General features: G+C 54.4%; 11 protein-coding genes. 3 read left to right on the forward strand and 8 right to left on the reverse strand.

From position 1 onward, the window contains the following. Positions 1–55: 55 nt before the first annotated feature. Positions 56–913: a CDP-diacylglycerol--serine O-phosphatidyltransferase gene (pssA, locus tag ACT3R4_RS14060; RefSeq protein WP_087107270.1), complete on the reverse strand. Its 858-nt coding sequence runs from the start codon at positions 911–913 to the stop codon at positions 56–58. A gap of 507 nt (positions 914–1,420) precedes the next feature. On the opposite strand from pssA, the gene ilvY reads away from it, so the two are divergent. Next, a complete protein-coding gene (gene ilvY, locus ACT3R4_RS14065) occupies positions 1,421–2,308 on the forward strand; it encodes an HTH-type transcriptional activator IlvY (RefSeq protein ID WP_172118950.1) in 888 nt (295 codons plus the stop codon). 85 nt (positions 2,309–2,393) lie between these two features. On the opposite strand, the gene ilvN is transcribed toward ilvY, so the two are convergent. The 5 genes from ilvN to rluD all read right to left on the reverse strand — a co-directional run bounded on the left by ilvN (position 2,394) and on the right by rluD (position 9,535). Then, on the reverse strand, positions 2,394–2,885 hold the full coding sequence (ilvN, locus tag ACT3R4_RS14070) for an acetolactate synthase small subunit (RefSeq protein WP_172118949.1): 492 nt from the start codon (positions 2,883–2,885) through the stop codon (positions 2,394–2,396). After that, a complete protein-coding gene (locus tag ACT3R4_RS14075; protein WP_172118948.1) occupies positions 2,885–4,609 on the reverse strand; it encodes an acetolactate synthase 3 large subunit in 1,725 nt (574 codons plus the stop codon). Before ACT3R4_RS14075 ends, ilvN begins: the two co-directional genes overlap by 1 nt. 472 nt (positions 4,610–5,081) lie before the next feature. After that, positions 5,082–7,679, reverse strand: a complete 2,598-nt coding sequence (gene clpB / locus ACT3R4_RS14080; protein ID WP_441679374.1) for an ATP-dependent chaperone ClpB — start codon at positions 7,677–7,679, stop codon at positions 5,082–5,084. A gap of 141 nt (positions 7,680–7,820) precedes the next feature. Further along, positions 7,821–8,579, reverse strand: coding sequence for a peptidoglycan editing factor PgeF (pgeF, locus tag ACT3R4_RS14085; protein ID WP_441679375.1), 759 nt, complete (start codon positions 8,577–8,579; stop codon positions 7,821–7,823). Next, a complete protein-coding gene (rluD, locus tag ACT3R4_RS14090) occupies positions 8,576–9,535 on the reverse strand; it encodes a 23S rRNA pseudouridine(1911/1915/1917) synthase RluD (RefSeq protein ID WP_441679376.1) in 960 nt (319 codons plus the stop codon). Before rluD ends, pgeF begins: the two co-directional genes overlap by 4 nt. 158 nt (positions 9,536–9,693) lie before the next feature. On the opposite strand from rluD, the gene ACT3R4_RS14095 reads away from it, so the two are divergent. Continuing rightward, positions 9,694–10,494 carry an outer membrane protein assembly factor BamD gene (locus tag ACT3R4_RS14095; protein ID WP_441679377.1) on the forward strand — a complete coding sequence of 267 codons (801 nt, stop codon included), beginning with the start codon at positions 9,694–9,696 and terminating at the stop codon, positions 10,492–10,494. Between the two features lie 92 nt (positions 10,495–10,586). Here the strand turns inward: ACT3R4_RS14095 and ACT3R4_RS14100 are convergent, their stop codons facing one another. Further along, on the reverse strand, positions 10,587–12,221 hold the full coding sequence (locus tag ACT3R4_RS14100) for an NAD+ synthase (protein WP_192528565.1): 1,635 nt from the start codon (positions 12,219–12,221) through the stop codon (positions 10,587–10,589). A 133-nt stretch (positions 12,222–12,354) separates the two neighbouring features. Here ACT3R4_RS14100 and ACT3R4_RS14105 point away from each other — a divergent pair, with 133 nt between their 5' ends. After that, positions 12,355–12,627 carry a PP0621 family protein gene (locus tag ACT3R4_RS14105; protein WP_087107290.1) on the forward strand — a complete coding sequence of 91 codons (273 nt, stop codon included), beginning with the start codon at positions 12,355–12,357 and terminating at the stop codon, positions 12,625–12,627. Here the strand turns inward: ACT3R4_RS14105 and thiO are convergent. After that, the gene (gene thiO / locus ACT3R4_RS14110; RefSeq protein ID WP_441679378.1) at positions 12,624–13,724 is read right to left on the reverse strand and encodes a glycine oxidase ThiO; all 1,101 of its coding nucleotides are present in this window, start codon (positions 13,722–13,724) and stop codon (positions 12,624–12,626) included. The genes ACT3R4_RS14105 and thiO overlap by 4 nt on opposite strands. Positions 13,725–13,767: the final 43 nt, after the last annotated feature.

Here is a 13,767-nt window from a genome sequence, read left to right on the forward strand (position 1 = left end):
TGCCGGTTTGGCAAGGCCTTTTTGAAGATAGTTTCAAAAAGCTCAGTTAAAAAGCTCAGCTTTTGGGTTTTGCCTTGCGCATAAGCGCATACGCCGGGCCTGAGAGCACATAGGCACCAAACAGCAAGAGCAGCATTACAGACGGTTCGACCGAAATCATGACAAACCCTAATACAACGGCCAGCAACACTACAAAGGGTACGGGCTTTCTAAAGTCGAGATCTTTAAAGCTGTAATAGCGGATATTGCTGACCATCAGAATGCCGGCGGCCGCCACAACGACCAACATCAGCAGCTTGAAGCCAAACGCATCCGCATCAAAGCTATGGAAGGTCCAAACACACGCAGCCACTAGTGCTGCCGCTGATGGACTAGGAAGGCCAATAAACCACTTCTTATCAACACTTCCGTTTTGTACATTAAAGCGTGCCAAGCGAAGTGCCGCGCAGGCGACATAGAGAAACGCGACCACCCAGCCGGTCTTCCCGATATCCTGCAAAATCCAAGTGAACGCGACAAGCGCAGGCGCCATACCAAAGGAAATCATATCGGCCAGACTATCGTACTCAGCCCCAAATTCGCTTTGCGTATTGGTCATACGCGCAACGCGGCCATCCAGCCCATCCAGCACCATAGCAATGAAAATAGCGACTGCAGCCGATGTAAAATCACCGTTAATACCGGCGACAACGGCAAAGAAGCCTGAAAACAGAGCGGACGTAGTAAACAGGTTGGGCAGTAAGTAGATTCCCTTGCGGCGAACTTTCTTGCCATCCTCTACCGCATCTTCGACGATCTCTGTGTCGCGTAGAAAGGCGGCAGCTAAATCCTCATTATCGACCTTTTGAGTCTGGTCGTGGTTTTCGGGCTGGGGTGTACTGGCCTGCTCTTGATCGCGAGCGTCCTGAATCATAGGTGTCATCCGTTTAATAAAAAGCCACAAATAGTGAACACTTTCATTCTACACGGTGAGCTTTAGTCAGCCAGTCAATTACCGCACGTAGACAAAAATGCATGGCGGCTAGCCCTATAAAACAAACGGGGTGCGCCAAAGCGCACCCCGTCACCAAGTTAATAAGCACCTACTGCTTGAAAACACTAGCCCTGGATTTGCCAACCAACTGACCGTGATCCAGAGCATCATGCAGTTTAGGGCTTATCTGGCAATTTCATCTGAAGTGACTGTTGGTCTTAAACCAGGAAAAGGTCACCATTTATATCGTGACAACCACGTAAGCGAGGTTTCAGAAAACCATTATTAAGTCATTACGTTGTTATAGTAGCGTGTCAGCGCTGATGGCCACCGCGCCGTCTAGTGCAGCGCTGGTAAAGCGTCAAGCAACTTTACGACACACGTATCTTTGCGTAAAACGCTGTATTTGCAACAAACTATTTCACATATTGAAATGACGGTACTGGCATGGATTTTCGCTTACTGAAGCACTTTGTCACGCTTTCTGACACGCTCCATTTTGGCCGCGCCAGCGAGTTGAGCCACATAAGCCCATCGACGCTTAGCCGCTCTATTCAGCAGTTGGAGGAGGAGTTGGCCACTCGGCTGTTCGAGCGTGACAACCGCCATGTCGCACTGACTCCCCAAGGGCTCAGTTTTCAGCACTACGCACGCGAAACGTTAGAACAGTGGGAAATGACCAAGCGTCGCCTGGCCAATGAAGCGACCATGCTGAGCGGTGAGATCAGCATCTACTGCTCAGTAACTGCCAGTTACAGCTTTCTGTATGAGCTATTAAGCGATGTACGAACACGTCATCCCGGCATTGAGTTAAAGCTGCATACCGGTGATCCGGCGAATGCAATGAAAAGAGTAATGGAGGGTGACGATGATATGGCGATTACGCCGCGCCCCCGCATTCCCCCTAATGCGCTGGCGTTTAAGTCATTAACACGTTCACCACTGGTATTTATCGCGCCTAACGAACCGTGTGATTGGCTACCCAGCTTCCCTGAAAGCTCCACGGCAGCACAGTGGCAGCAAGTGCCCATGATTCTTTCTGAAGCAGGCTTATCGCGGGAGTACGCCAACACCTGGTTTAAAGCGATGGGTATCACGCCTCGAATCTACGCCCAGGTGGCCGGGCACGAAGCGATTGTTAGTATGGTGGGGCTGGGCTTTGGCGTAGGCGTGGTTCCCAAAATCGTTCTGGATAACAGCCCGCTTGCCAACCGCGTTCGCATGTTAAACGTAAAACCAGAGCTGCCCCACTATGACGTGGGCCTTTGCGTTCTAAATCGGCGTTTAAAAAACCCGCTTATTGAGGCGCTTTGGTCTGCGATTAGCGAACGCTAATTGATTATAAAAAAGCACCGCCTCGGTGAGACGGTGCTTTTGGGTCGAGCAATACAGCTTGGCTAAACGTGCAGTGATCAGGTAATTAAATCGATAGCACCTTGTCACCACGCGCAATACCAGAAACGCCAGTACGCGCTACTTCAAGAATCCCTACTGGCGCCATGGCCTGCAGAAAAGCGTCCAACTTGGCGGCATCACCGGTAATCTGCACGGTATATAGATTAGGTGTGACATCGACGATCTGCGCCCGAAAAATATCCACGGTACGCTTCACTTCATCGCGGGCAGCCCCCAATGCCTTTACCTTCACCATCATCAGTTCACGCTCGATGTGGTTGCCTTCGGTCAAGTCAACCAGCTTCACCACATCAATCAGCTTGTTGAGGTGCTTGGTGATCTGCTCAATGACACGATCATCGCCAACCGTGGTCACCGTCAACCGCGAAAGCGACGCATCTTCCGTAGGCGCTACGTTAAGCGTTTCAATGTTGAAGTTACGCTGGGAAAACAGGCCGACCACACGTGACAGCGCACCCGGTTCGTTTTCCAACAGAATCGAGATGATATGTCGCATCAGGTACGCTCCGTTTTAGACAGCAGCATGTCGCGCATGGAGCCTAATGGCACCTGCATCGGGTAGACGTGCTCGAAAGGATCCACCTTCACGTCAAGGAACACCAGTTCGTGCTTGTCGGCAAACGCACGCTCAAGCGCGGGTTCAAGCTCATCCTGAGTAGTGACGGTAATCGCGGTAAACCCATAAGCCTCAATCAACAGATGGAAATCAGGCAGTGATTCCATATAAGAGTGCGCATGACGTGACTTGTAGTTCAGGTCCTGCCACTGACGCACCATGCCTAGCGAGGCATTGTTCAGATTGAGAATTTTGACACCTACGCCGTACTGCTTACAGGTGGAAAGTTCCTGCATCATCATCTGGAAGCTGCCTTCCCCGGTAACACACACGACGTCGTCGTCCGGGTAGTTCTGCTTGATCCCCATGGCGGCCGGGAAGCCAAAGCCCATGGTGCCAAGACCGCCTGAGGTAATCAGCCGGTTGGGCTTATCAAACTTGTAGTACTGAGCCGCAAACATCTGGTGCTGACCTACGTCGGTCGTAACAAATGCTTCACCGCGCGTTATCCGGCACAGCGCTTCAACAACTTCCTGCGACTTTAACGCTTCACCTGGCTTGGAGGGCTCGTAAAGCTTGCCTTTACGCTCGGCACGCCAGCCGTCGATCTTTTCCCACCACTCAGCAAGTGCTTCAGGATGCGCAATGGGATGGCCCTGAACCAGGCTAATCATCTCATTAATAACGCTAGCGGCAGGCCCTACGATAGGCACATCGGCACGCACGGTTTTAGAGATAGAGCTGGGATCAACATCGACGTGAATAATTTTCGCCGTGGGGCAGAACTTCGACGTGTTGTTGGTAACCCGGTCATCAAAGCGTGCACCAATAGCGATAATCAAATCAGCGTGGTGCATGGCCATGTTGGACTCATAAGAGCCGTGCATGCCCAGCCAGCCAAGGCTTTGACGATCACTTTGCGGGTACGCGCCAATGCCCATCAGCGTGGTGGTAATCGGGAAACCCAGCTTTTTGACCAGATCGGTTAAGCCTTCACTGGCCTTACCGGTTACTACACCACCACCGGTATAAAACACCGGGCGCTTGGCTTTAAGCATTAGCTCGATGGCTTTTTTAATCTGCCCTGTATGGCCACGTGTCACCGGGTTATACGAGCGCAGCTTGACCTTTTTCGGGTAGATGTACTCGTAGCGCTCGGTCGGCGCGGTCATATCCTTGGGAATATCGACCACCACAGGGCCGGGGCGCCCGGTAGAAGCCAGATAAAAGGCTTTTTTAAGCACTTCCGGAATTTCAGACGGATGACGAATCGAAAAGCTGTGCTTCACGATAGGCCGGGTGACACCCACGATATCGGTTTCCTGGAAGGCGTCTTCGCCAATCAGATGGCTGGCCACTTGGCCGCACAGCACCACCATCGGAATGGAATCCATATAGGCGGTCGCAATACCGGTGACGGCATTGGTTGCACCAGGCCCTGATGTGACCAGCACCACACCTGGCTTACCCGAGGCGCGAGCGTAACCGTCGGCGGCATGCGTGGCCGCTTGTTCGTGACGCACAAGAATGTGCTTCACATCGTCCTGGCGGAACAGCGCATCATAAATATGCAGCGCCGCGCCGCCGGGATAACCATAAATGTACTCAACGCCCTCATCTTTCAAGAAGCGGGCGATCATATCTGCGCCGGAAAGCAGTTCCACTGTATTTCTCCCCTGGAGGTCTCGAGTGCGATCCGCAGGACATCCTGCGGTGTCGAGTGCGGCGGTATGCCGCTGCCGGCCCATGCCGGCACCTGATGCCAAACCCTGGCATACGGCCCGGTTAGGGCCTGCACTCTCTGAGAGGCACTGATCCATGACAACATATATCAGTGGCTCTCTTTCACGGCTGATTGCCGTGTCGGGGCGTTGGCCAGGCTGAGCGGTTAGCTCAAACCCGGAAGTCCTTCGGCGGGTAAAGGCTTACGCCTACCCTTCGCGCGGTGAAAAGGGGTTACCCGTAGGTCCGCGCCCGCAAATCAGGAACAGATAAGATTCCATTAGCCTCTTGGCATGTCAACCATCAATGCCCGATGAATGTGCAAAGAAGCGATTTGAGACAAAAAAAGCCCCGCCGGCAAGGCCGAGCGGGGCATATGGTTATAACCAGGAACGTCTGATTATCAGTGAGCGGTTAGCTATTAAACGCAAGCTTACCGTCCGAGGCACTCACCCGAATAACATCGCCGGGTGAAAACTTGCCTGCCAGCAAGTCTTGCGCCAGCGGATTCTCGATCCGGCTCTGAATAGCGCGCTTGAGTGGCCGCGCGCCATAGACAGGGTCAAACCCAACAACCGCCAGCTGCGCCATAGCGTCATCGCTCACCTCAAGGCCTAAATCGTGCTCAGCCAAGCGGGCTCTCAAGCGCTCCAGTTGAATGCCTGCAATTGCCTGAATTTGCTCCTGACCCAAGGCATGGAAGACGACCACTTCATCAATCCGGTTGATCAACTCAGGGCGGAAGTGATTGCCCACCACCTCCATGACCTTGTTTTTCATGTCCTCATAGGCGCTTTCTTTGTCAGCGCTGACGTCACCGCCCATGCGCTGAATAATGTCTGAGCCCATGTTAGAGGTCATCACGATCACGGTATTGCGAAAGTCCACCGTGCGGCCTTGGCCATCCGTTAACCGGCCATCTTCCAATACCTGCAGCAGAATATTGAAAACATCCGGGTGGGCCTTTTCCACCTCATCCAGCAACAGCACGGAGTAAGGTTTACGGCGCACCGCCTCGGTTAAATAGCCGCCCTCTTCGTAACCTACATAGCCGGGAGGCGCACCAATCAACCGCGCCACAGAGTGCTTCTCCATGAATTCCGACATATCGATACGCACCATGGCCTCTTCTGTGTCGAACAGGAAGTTGGCCAATGACTTGCAAAGCTCGGTTTTACCCACCCCGGTAGGCCCAAGGAACAGGAACGAACCGTTCGGCCGGTTAGGGTCGGACAACCCCGCACGTGAGCGCCGCACGGCGTTGGCAACAGCTTCAACTGCCTCATCCTGGCCAATGACCCGCTCATGCAGAGCATCTTCCATCCGCAGCAATTTATCGCGCTCGCCTTCCAGCATTTTGGACACCGGAATGCCAGTCCAGCGCGATACCACCTCTGCTATTTCCTCTTCCGTCACGTTGGAGCGCAGCAGTTGGTGCTTGGTAATATCGGCTTCACTTTCACCGCTTTCGGCAATTTTCTTTTCCAGCTCAGGGATTTGCCCGTACTGAATTTCCGACATGCGCCCTAAATCGCCCTGCCGTCGTGCCTGTTCCAGGTCAAGGCGTGCCTGCTCCAGCTCTGCCTTGAACTGAGCCGAGCCTTGGATACTGGCTTTTTCTGCCTTCCAGACTTCATCCAGGTCGGCATACTCGCGCTCAAACTCATGAATCTGGTTGTTAAGCGCTTCAAGGCGTTTTTTAGTCGCCTCGTCGGTCTCTTTTTTAAGCGCTTCCCGCTCCATCTTGAGCTGGATTAAACGCCGGTCCAGGCGGTCCATTGCTTCGGGCTTGGAATCAAGCTCCATACGAATCCGCGAAGCCGCTTCATCAATCAGATCTATCGCTTTATCGGGCAACTGCCGATCAGTGATATAGCGAGTGGACAGCTTCGCCGCGGCAATAATTGCCGAGTCGGTAATATCCACGCCGTGGTGCACTTCATAACGCTCTTTTAAGCCGCGCAGAATGGCCACGGTATCTTCTTCCGTCGGCTCATCGACCAACACTTTCTGGAACCGACGCTCAAGTGCCGCGTCCTTTTCAATATATTTGCGATACTCATCCAGCGTGGTCGCGCCTACGCAGTGCAGCTCACCCCGTGCAAGCGCAGGTTTGAGCATATTGCCCGCGTCCATCGCGCCTTCCGCCTTACCGGCGCCGACCATGGTGTGCAACTCATCGATAAACAGAATGACCCGCCCCTCTTCCTGGGCAAGCTCTTTGAGAACCGACTTTAAGCGCTCTTCGAACTCACCACGGAATTTGGCACCTGCTAGCAGCGAGCCCATATCCAGCGACAGTACGCGTTTGTCTCTTAAGCCTTCCGGCACTTCACCATTAACGATACGCTGCGCCAACCCTTCAACAATCGCCGTTTTACCGACGCCAGGCTCGCCAATCAAAACCGGGTTATTTTTGGTACGGCGCTGCAATACCTGAATGGTGCGACGGATTTCATCATCACGACCAATCACCGGGTCAAGCTTGCCATCCAGCGCGCGCTGAGTAAGGTCAAGGGTGTACTTGTTGAGCGATTCCCGCTGATCTTCAGCGTTAGGATCATCAACGCTTGCCCCACCGCGCAGGCTATTAATCGCCGCCTCAAGGGACTTCCGGTTAACGCCCGCCTCTTTCATTAACTTGGCAAGCGGGCCATTCATTTCCAGCGCCGCCAGCAGCACGAGTTCGCTGGCAATGAATTGGTCGCCACGCGCTTGTGCTTCACGGTCGGTCAGGTTGAATAATTTAATGAAATCCCGTGATGGCTGCACTTCGCCATCGAACTGGCTTACTTTAGGTAAGTTATCAAGCTGCTGCACTAACCCATCACGCAGACGCGAGCTTGAGCCTCCGGATTTTTCGATCAGGGCTTTAATACCCGTATCCTTGGTATCCAGTAGCGCAAGAAGAAGATGAGAAGGGTCTAACTGGTTATGACCGCGGCCAACGGCCAAGGATTGCGCTTCAGCAATAGCGGCCTGAAGCTTGGCAGTAAACTTATCAAAACGCATAGTGAGCCTCTTGGATTAGCCCTGCGCCCGAACGCACGGCGTTTCGGAAAAAACTGCTGTCCACTTTCCTAATAAATATTAGCTTTGTAAGTTAAATGGTGCTAGTTCCGCCGTTTTCAAGAGGAGATAATGCCAACCTGGTTATTTTTTGACCCAGATCACACTGGCCATGCGCCCCGTCGTACCGCCATCACGACGATAAGAGTAAAAACGCGATTCGCAGGCAGTACAGAAGTGCCCACCGCTAATATGTTCAACACCGAGTGCTTCCAAGCGAAACCGCGCCAGCCGGTACAAATCGGCCATGTAGTGCCCCATTCGATAGGGACTATGGTCAAACGCTTCCGCCGTTTCTGGGTGTACGGCAACAAAGGCGCCATACACTTCCGGCCCAACTTCAAACTGAGCATTGGAAATAGCCGGGCCTAGCCATACGAGAATATCCTCGGGCTCGCTATTCATGGCGGCCACCGTCGCCTCTAAAACGCCTCCGGCCAGCCCCCGCCAACCGGCGTGAGCAACGGCCACCTGTGTCCCGGCTTGATTACAAAACATCACCGGCAGGCAGTCTGCGGTCAGCACGACACAGGCGTATTCATTGGAGGTGGCGACGGCAGCATCTGCCTCTGGCACGTCGGCCTGGTAGCCCTGCTGAACGCGCGCGCCATGCGTTTGATTTAGCCATAGCAGCGGGCGCTCATCGCCAATCTCTTTTTGCATCAAGCGGCGGCAAAGCGCCACATGCTCAGGGTTATCACCGACGTGAGAGGCGGGGTTAAAAGCGGCAAATTCTTCCTGGCTAGGGCCCGTTTCCCGGGTGCTCACAAAGGCCTGCACATTATCAGGCGCAGGCCAATCCGGTATTAGTAGCGTTGGCCGTAAATCAATGGCATCACTCATTGCATGGTCTCACTGTCTTCGCGCAGGTAGTCCAACAACATTAGTAGATCATCGGGCAGATCGGCGTAAAAAGTCAGTGTTTCACCACTCACCGGGTGCACAAAGCTTAGCTCGCGGGCATGCAGCGCCTGGCGCGGGAACTCACGCAGGATCTCCTTAAGCGGTCCGGCAGCACCAGGTGGCAGCTTGGCACGTCCGCTATAGAGCGGGTCGCCAATCAATGGGTAACGGGCATGGGACATATGCACGCGAATCTGATGCGTGCGTCCGGTTTCCAGCTTACAGCGAACGTGCGTATGCGCACGAAAACGCTCCACAACGCGAAAGTGGGTCACGGCAGGTTTACCAGCGTTGGTGACAGCCTGGCGTTTACGGTCTTTAGGATGGCGGCCAATAGGCGCATCAATGGTGCTGCCTGCCACGGGCTTACCGATCACCACCGCGTCATACTGGCGTGATACGCTGCGTGCCTGCAGTTGCTCAACCAGGGCCGTTTGCGCTTGAATGGTTTTAGCCACCATCATCAAGCCAGTGGTATCTTTATCCAAACGGTGAACGATCCCCGCGCGAGGCACTTCAGCAAGTGCCGGATGATGATAAAGCAGCGCGTTGAGCAAAGTGCCATCACGATTGCCCGCCGCAGGATGCACCACCATATTGGTAGGTTTGTTGATCACCATCACAGCATCATCTTCATAGACAATACTCAGCGGTATGTCCTGCGCTTCAAAACGCAGATCTTCTTCAATGGTGGCCTTTAACACCAGCATTTCATCACCGTGCAGCTTCGCTTTCGGCTTGGCCTGGGCGCCATCGATGGTTAGCTCACCCGCGTTGATCCATGCTTTCAGGCGCTCGCGTGAGTAATCGCTGAATAACTCCGCCGCTGCTTGATCCAACCGTGCACCTGCAAGTGTTGCGGGCACGCGCTGCATGGCTTCAACTATCCGGGGCATGACGTTATTTCCTTTGACAACACTCGACAAAACGCCACTAAGCCTGCGTTTTGCGTCGAGGTGATTTATAGTGGGCTTACTGCGACCTATTCTACCATTTCTACTTATGGCCATCGTCGCTTTTCGGTGATTGAGGCTTGTTTGCAACGAGGATGATGATGCGCGTTTTTTCTGCTGCCAACCGCTTTGGTGCCCTTGCTTTAAGTCTTGCCTTATTGGCAGGCTGCGCCAGTAATGACACGACCCCGGAAGAAGAAGATGAGTTTTCCGGAGTGCAAGAGCGTGAGCTCTACGAACTTGCTCGCACCGCGCTGGATAGCAATCGCTACCCCATTGCGATTGAGCGACTGGAAGCGTTGGATACGCGCTACCCTTTCGGCCCCCATGCTGAACAGGCGCAATTAGAGCTGGTGTACGCCTACTATGAAAATGGTGACTGGGAAGAAGCACGCGCTGCCGCCAGTCGGTTTATTCGCCTGCACCCCGACCACCCGCAGGTTGATTATGCCTACTACCTGCGCGGACTTTCTGCCTGGCAGGCGGGTCGTTTCAGCCTTGAGCGCCTTCGCTTAATTGATATTTCCAAGCGCGACATAGGCGCCTCGCGTGATGCGTACAACGACTTTCGTGAACTGATCCAGCGCTACCCGCAAAGTGAATACGCCCCGGATGCGCAGCAGCGCATTATTTATTTACGCGACTTGCTGGCCCAACATGAATTGCATGTTGCTGACTACTACCTCCGCCGCGGTGCTTATCTAGCCGCTGTCGAGCGCGGCCGCTGGGTGATTGAGCACTATCCGGAATCCAATGCCACCCGCGACGCACTGGCCGTTATGATCGAGGGTTATCAGGGTTTGGGCATGAACGATCGCGCTCAAGAAGTCATCACCGTACTGCGTGAAAATGCTCCCGATCACGAGCAACTTCAAGGCGGCCGCTTTGTACCCAAGCACTAAAACTAACGCAATGGATTGATGACAGTACGGTTTACCCTCAAAAAAAACCACGCCGAGGCGTGGTTTTTTAGTTGGCGTTACGCTAATACCTGTTAATCACCTGGCTGCCAACCGTTAACAATCGGGTAACGGCGATCACGTCCAAAGCCGCGCGATGTGACGCGCACGCCCACCGGGGCCTGGCGGCGTTTGTACTCACAGCGGTCTACCAGCTTGACCACTTGATAGACATCTTCATGGTCATAACCCGCTGCGATAATCGCTTCAGCACTCATGTCACCTTCGATATAGCACATGAGGATAGCGTCCAACACATCGTAATCCGGTAGCGAATCACTATCCTGCTGATCAGGCGCTAGCTCTGCGCTGGGCGGACGCTCAATGACGCGCTCAGGAATAGCAGGAGACTGCGTATTACGCCAGCGAGCCAGGCGGTATACCCAGGTTTTATAGACATCCTTGATAGCGTTATAGCCGCCCACCATGTCGCCATACAGCGTGGCATAGCCCACCGCCATTTCACTCTTGTTGCCGGTGGTCAGTACCATCAGGCCTTTCTTATTGGAAAGTGCCATCAGCAGTACGCCCCGACAGCGCGACTGGAGGTTCTCTTCGGTGGTATCACGTTCAGTGCCCGCAAAGCTTTCCGAAAGCGTCGCCATAAAGGCATCGACCATGGATTCGATAGGCAAAACGTCGTAATGCACGCCAAGCATTTCTGCCTGAAGGGCAGCATCCTGCCGGGAAATATCCGCAGTGTAGTGGTACGGCATCATCACTGCCTGAACGCGCTGTGGGCCCAGTGCGTCTACTGCAATCGCCAAGGACAGCGCCGAGTCGATTCCGCCGGAAAGACCCAGCACCACGCCTTCAAAGCCACTTTTATTGACGTAATCACGCAGCCCCGTTACCAGCGCGCAGTAAAGGCTCTCTTCTGGCTCGGCATCCGGCTCAATTTCACCTGACTGCGGCTCCCAGGTGGAGGCGCTGGTTTGCAACAGTTGCACCGGCATTAAGCCTGCCTGCCAATACGGAGCAAGCACTTTTAGCTGGCCCTGGGCATCCACACAACTGGAACCGCCGTCGAACACCAGCTCATCCTGGCCACCAATGGTATTCACATACACGATCGGGCGATTTACATCTTGCGCGCGCAGCTCCAGCAAGCGGAGCCGTTCGCCTGGTTTATCCTGATGATAAGGGGAGGCGTTCAGGCTAATCAGCACTTCCGCCCCGGCGGCGGTGGCAGCACGTGCAGGCGCGCCTTCCCACAGGTCCTCACAAATTAAAAGCCCGAGCTTGGCACCTTTATGCTCATACACCAACGGCTCTGTGCCTGGGGTAAAGTAGCGCTGCTCGTCGAAAACCTGGTAATTGGGCAGCGCTTGCTTGGCGTATTCGGCCTCCCACTGGCCGTTATACAGCACGCCCGCCAGGTTATAGCACTTGCCTTCGCGGGTCCCCGGATAACCAATAATCACCAGCACGTCGCGGGCGACTTTTTCTGCCATTTTGGCCCGCGCTTCGCGCAGTCGAGCTTCCATGGAGGGGCGCAGCAATAAATCTTCCGGTGGATAACCGGATAAAAACAGCTCAGGGAAGATAACAATATCCGCCCCATGCTCAATGCGCGCTTCGCGCACGGCTTCAATAGCACGCGCCGCATTACCGGGAATATCCCCGACAAGCGGATCGAGTTGGGCCATTACCAGCGTTAAGTCTTGCATGGGCGTTAAAATCTCTTGAGAATCTTTGGAACATTATTACCTGCGTCAATGCATTGTCCCGCAAGGACCGCCTGCTGGCAAAGCCCGCATTCGCATTGATCGTTTTCGGCTCCGTTTAGGAGGACTCGCAAGGATGAACCTTTTGATTATTCGCTTGATAATTTTCGCCGTACTGTTTTATGCAGGCCTAAAGCTTTACGGCATGTATCGGCAGCACAAACTCGACCGCGATGCGGAGCGCAATGCCTTGAACCGTCAAGAAGGCGGCCAAATGGTGCGCTGCCGCTGGTGTGAGGTCCATGTGCCGGAAAGCGAGGCACTGCGCGACCATGAACAGTGGTTCTGCTGCAGCGCCCATCGCGACCGTTATCTTCAAGAACAGCAGGATAAAAACGACGGCGCTTAACCCTTTAAACGTGCTTGCGTCGGCAAGAAGGGCGTAGGGTCAATCAGCGGCGTCCGTTCAAGCAACTGGTCCACCAATAAATGGGTGGAAGCAGGCGCCAGCACGAGCCCATTGCGGTAATGCCCGGCGTTTACATAGACGTTGGGCAACTCTGGAAGTGCGCCAATAAACGGAGTGCCATCTGGTGAGCCGGGGCGAAGGCCTGCCCAGTGATAAGCAACCGGGCAATCCGCCAGCGCAGGAACAATACGCTCAGCGCTCTGCTTTAACGAGGCCAGCGCCTCTTCGTCGGTAGCTTTATCAAACCCGGTGTCTTCCAGGGTGGAGCCGACGAGCAGCAGACCGTCGCTACGCGGAATTACATAGCGACCATCTTTCAAGACAACCCGCTGCACAAGCCCGGCAGGTGCCTGGTAGGCGATCATCTGGCCTTTCACTGGGCGTACGGGTAAAGCCACGTCAAGCGTTGCCAAAAGCCCTGCACTCCAGGCACCCCCGCACACTACCAACCGCCCCGCTTCCACCACGCCTTGCGAGGTGTTAACGCCCACCACCTGGCCGCCACGGCGTATTACGCCACGAACCTCGCACTGCTCCTGTAGCGTTACACTGGGCATGGCGAGCAATTTAGCGCGCAGCGCTTGGCCAAGCCGTGGGTTTCGCACACTGCCAAGGGTTGGCATCCACAAGGCATTTTCATGGGCAATGGCAACATCGGGTTCTTTTTGTTGCACAAAATCAGCGTTAACTTGCACCAGCGGCTTGCCTAGCTGACGCGCCCACTGCAGTGCTTTATCGTCATCATCGACATTTAAATAGAGCAATCCCTTTTGACGATACTCAGGGTCAATGCCGGTTTCTTCCAGCAAACGTAGCGCAAGCGTTGGGTAAACTCCTTCCGACCAGCGAGAAAGTTGCGAAATAGGCGGTGCGTAACGCCACGGATAGAGCGGTGATACAATGCCACCACCCGCCCAAGAGGCCTCTTTGCCACACATGCCACGCTCAACAAGGGTGACCTGCTGACCGGCATCCGCTAACTGCAATGCGGTCAGCATGCCGATCACACCGCCGCCAATAATTAGAAAATCGCTCACAGGCATTGCCTACTCTGGCTTACTTGATGACCGGCCCAGGCCG

Source organism: Halomonas sp. AOP7-E1-9 (assembly GCF_052376035.1).
Classification (GTDB): Bacteria; Pseudomonadota; Gammaproteobacteria; order Pseudomonadales; family Halomonadaceae; genus Vreelandella; species Vreelandella citrativorans.

Coding starts and splice junctions, on each gene's coding strand:
- pgeF (WP_441679375.1), bottom strand. CDS start 8,579: ATGAGTGATGCCATTGATTTACGGCCAACGCTACTAATACCGGATTGG.
- ACT3R4_RS14100 (WP_192528565.1), bottom strand. CDS start 12,221: ATGCAAGACTTAACGCTGGTAATGGCCCAACTCGATCCGCTTGTCGGG.
- ilvY (WP_172118950.1), top strand. CDS start 1,421: ATGGATTTTCGCTTACTGAAGCACTTTGTCACGCTTTCTGACACGCTC.
- ACT3R4_RS14105 (WP_087107290.1), top strand. CDS start 12,355: ATGAACCTTTTGATTATTCGCTTGATAATTTTCGCCGTACTGTTTTAT.
- ilvN (WP_172118949.1), bottom strand. CDS start 2,885: ATGCGACATATCATCTCGATTCTGTTGGAAAACGAACCGGGTGCGCTG.
- pssA (WP_087107270.1), bottom strand. CDS start 913: ATGATTCAGGACGCTCGCGATCAAGAGCAGGCCAGTACACCCCAGCCC.
- ACT3R4_RS14095 (WP_441679377.1), top strand. CDS start 9,694: ATGCGCGTTTTTTCTGCTGCCAACCGCTTTGGTGCCCTTGCTTTAAGT.
- clpB (WP_441679374.1), bottom strand. CDS start 7,679: ATGCGTTTTGATAAGTTTACTGCCAAGCTTCAGGCCGCTATTGCTGAA.
- rluD (WP_441679376.1), bottom strand. CDS start 9,535: ATGCCCCGGATAGTTGAAGCCATGCAGCGCGTGCCCGCAACACTTGCA.